The organism is Atribacter sp. (assembly GCF_035418125.1).
Classification (GTDB): Bacteria; Atribacterota; Atribacteria; order Atribacterales; family Atribacteraceae; genus Atribacter; species Atribacter allofermentans.
Window position 1 is genome coordinate 17,953 of sequence record NZ_DAOLQM010000013.1, and the last position, 2,757, is coordinate 20,709.

Consider the following 2,757-nt stretch of genomic DNA (forward strand, 5'->3'; position numbering starts at 1 on the left):
GCATTATCGGTTATGCATCGTGATGATGACGATGAGGAGGAGGTTTGGGAATAAAATTAATTCTTTAAAAAATAGAGAACTGTGATAGGAAATCAGAGATCAGTAAATCAGGCGGTTATTTTGTAACCTTTTAAATTGAAGCTGTAAAAGATCACCCTTCCCAAATTTTTCAAGCTGGGAACACCAAATCATTAAAAACCAGGAATAGCTCGATTCCTGGTTTTTAATGATTTTAGAAAGGGGTTATCATTGTCAAGTGCTGCCAGATAAGTGGTAGTAAAGTTAATCCAGTTTTTTTTGGAGCTTCATTAAAAGAATCCGAATTTTTCCCATTCCAGGGATATGATCAATTTTGGCTTTTTCTCCATCAAGCATGAACTGTCGGCAGCGATCCGGCGGGGTAAAATTATCAGGTATTGAAAGCCCAGTATATAAGCTATCCCATCCCATATCACGAAGCCGATTGGCCATGGAAGGATCGCAAAGGGTATCGATATTTTGTACTTCTTTAATAACTTTACACTTGCCACGAGAATTTTCATGCATCCAGCCTTGGCCTCCGCTCACCTCGTAGTTTTGGCAATAGCGACAACAATCAAAACGTAATCCACAGCGTGGGCATTGTATCAGCCTCTTGGTGGTGGTTATATTTTCTCCAGATACCAAACGAAGCGCTTGAGGGATTTCAATGTTACAGAAGGGACAAAAGAGCGAATCGGGCGCAGAAACTTTGGTGATATTGACTGATTCTTTTAGAATAGTTTGAATATCGTTCGATGGTAACTTTAAAGTTAATCTTCGAGACCAAAGAAATTTCGGGTAGTGGGAAAACCCAATAATGGCATTGATGAAGGCAGAAAAAAGAGAGGATCCATGATGAGAAGAATAAACAAAAGCTTTTCCAGCAAAAAAAATCGGGACACTAACCCAAAAAATTGGAATGAGTGGAAAGAAGAGAAAAGAAATATTTAAAGTGGGGAAAGAGCTACTGATTATCCCAACCGAGATCCAGCCTATAAAAAACAGCAAATGCCAATGCCAGGTCATGCTTTTTTATTTTCAAAAAATTTTAGCCGAGGCTCCTCAATGATTACTTTGGTATTGGAGGGAATGGAATGAGTGAGCCATACATTTCCACCAATTACACTTCCTTTTCCAATAGTTGTTTCACCACCGAGGATGGTGGCTCCTGCATAGACAGTTGCATTGTTTTCTAAACTGGGATGTCTTTTGGTGCCGCGGATAATTTTACCCCGCTCATCTTTGGGGAAGGAAAGTGCTCCCAAAGTAACTCCTTGATAAATCTTAACCTGATCTCCAATCACAGTAGTTTCGCCGATAACTACCCCAGTGCCATGGTCGATAAAAAAACTTCTTCCGATTTTGGCACCGGGATGAATGTCGATGCCAGTTAGGCTATGAGCATATTCGGTCATCATCCGGGGAATCAGGGGTACCCCTTGTACCAATAATTCATGAGCCATCCTATAAATTGAGATAGCGACCACACCTGGATAGCTAAAAACAATTTCATCAGTATTTTTTGCTGCTGGGTCACCATCAAAAGCCGCTTGGACATCGTCCTCAAGCATTTCTCGAATCTGGGGTATTTTTTGAAAAAAAGTTAGTGTCTGATCACAAGAAAGCTGAATACATTCGGCTTTTGAAAGGGATTCGTTTGAGTATTCTTCACCGTAAGCTTTAGCGATTTCTGACTGCAATTCATCGAAAAGACGATCCAACTTTCCTCCAACGTAATACTCAACATTTAACCAATTTAAACTGGTTCGACCAATGTAACCTGGGAAAAGAATTTCACGTAATTCCTCAGTTATACGAATAACATTAATTCGTGAAGGGAATTGCTTTTTTTCTATGTTGGTTATTAAGTTGGTTTTTTTATAGCTTTCGACAAAAGTTTTTGCCAAATCACCAATGGCAATCTTTTTTTCTTTTTTCTCGATCTCCATATATACTCCTCAAAAGCTATTAATAACAGTAAGAACTTTATTCACTAAAGTTGCCGGAAGAGGTGTATCAAGACATTTCGATTTTATTAAATTCCAAAGGTTTTTTTCAAAATCAAACTTTTCACAACATTTTCGACAAATTTTTAGGTGATCTTCAAAATCTTTACGTTCTTGAGGGGTGAGAATCTCTCCATCAAGGTAAAGATATAGTTTTTCTACTGCTTCTTTGCAGTCCATTCTTCTTTTGTCCCCTTTTCAGAGCTATTTTTTGACGAGGAATATTCCCAGAGTAGTTTTTGCAAAATTTTTCTCCCGCGATGCAAACGGGACATAACGGTGCCAATTGGTATGTCCAAAATTTCAGCAGTCTCTTTATAAGAGAACCCTTCAACCAAATTTAGAATGACGACTGATTTAAAATCTATGGGAATAACATCGATCGCCTTTTGAATATCTTCTTTTGTTAATGTATTTAACAATGCTTGTTCAGGGCTTATTCCTTCAAAAACTGGTTGAAACGCCGATTCTTCTTCCATCTCATCTAACGATGGAAGTTTATCACGCTCTCGAACCCGATAATAGTTATTAATAAAAGTATTGGTGAGGATTTTAAATATCCAGGCTCGGAAATTTGTTCCTTTTTCGAATCGATCGATTGCTGAAAAAGCTTTAGTGGTTGTTTCTTGAACTAAATCTTCGGCATCTTCACGATTCCTGGTCATCCTTAAGGCAGTTCGAAACAAAGCGCCTAATTCTGGCATTAAAAGCTCTTGAAAAAGCTTTTTTT

4 protein-coding genes are annotated in these 2,757 nt (G+C 38.3%); all 4 read right to left on the bottom strand.

Annotated features, from left to right (window positions below; translation table 11 throughout):
- Window positions 1–282: 282 nt before the first annotated feature.
- Window positions 283–1,047, bottom strand: coding sequence for a hypothetical protein (locus PLK24_RS01890; protein WP_324476045.1), 765 nt, complete (start codon window positions 1,045–1,047; stop codon window positions 283–285).
- A complete protein-coding gene (locus PLK24_RS01895; RefSeq protein ID WP_324476046.1) occupies window positions 1,044–1,970 on the bottom strand; it encodes a serine O-acetyltransferase in 927 nt (308 codons plus the stop codon). Before PLK24_RS01895 ends, PLK24_RS01890 begins: the two co-directional genes overlap by 4 nt.
- A gap of 9 nt (window positions 1,971–1,979) precedes the next feature.
- Complete coding sequence (locus tag PLK24_RS01900) at window positions 1,980–2,207, bottom strand: anti-sigma factor family protein (RefSeq protein ID WP_324476047.1); 228 nt, start codon at window positions 2,205–2,207, stop codon at window positions 1,980–1,982.
- On the bottom strand, window positions 2,186–2,757 hold a 572-nt coding region (locus PLK24_RS01905; RefSeq protein ID WP_324476048.1), incomplete at its 5' end, for a sigma-70 family RNA polymerase sigma factor. The genes PLK24_RS01900 and PLK24_RS01905, both read right to left, overlap by 22 nt.